This window comes from Roseateles sp. P5_E1 (genome assembly GCF_054049335.1).
The window spans coordinates 1-575 of the sequence record NZ_JBFUMN010000354.1 but is presented as its reverse complement, the minus strand read 5'-3'; the positions used below and the strand labels follow the sequence as shown (position 1 = coordinate 575).

The 575-nt window shown below is 64.5% G+C and carries 1 protein-coding gene; it reads left to right on the top strand.

Annotated features, from left to right (window positions below; translation table 11 throughout):
* Nucleotides 1-575, top strand: a 575-nt coding sequence (locus ACXJKJ_RS31485) for a class I tRNA ligase family protein (RefSeq protein ID WP_457395599.1), incomplete at both ends; no start/stop codon positions are given.

Here is a 575-nt window from a genome sequence, read left to right as displayed (position 1 = left end):
TCTACATGACCGGCCTGATCCGCGATGCGCAGGGTCAGAAGATGTCCAAGTCCAAGGGCAACGTGCTCGATCCGTTGGACATCATCGACGGCATCTCGCTCGAGGACCTGATCGCCAAGCGCACCACCGGGCTGATGAAGCCCAAGGACGCGCCGAAGATCGAGAAGGCCACCCGCCGCGAATTCCCCGAGGGCATCATCGCCCACGGTGCCGATGCGCTGCGCTTCACCATCGCCGCGCTGGCCACCCACGGCCGCGACATCAAGTTCGACATGAGCCGCGCCGAGGGCTACAAGAACTTCTGCAACAAGCTGTGGAACGCCAGCCGCTTCACCCTGATGAACACCGAGGGCAGCAGCTTCACCGGCGTGCCGCAGCCGCGCACCGATGCCGAGCGCTGGATTCTGTCGCGGCTGGCGGCGGTGTCGACCGAGGCGCAGACGCACTACGCCAACTACCGCTTCGACCTGCTCGCGCAGTGCCTGTACGAGTTTGCCTGGAACGAGTTCTGCGACTGGTTCCTGGAACTGACCAAGCCGGCGCTCAACGGTGCCGATGCCGACGATGCCAACAGC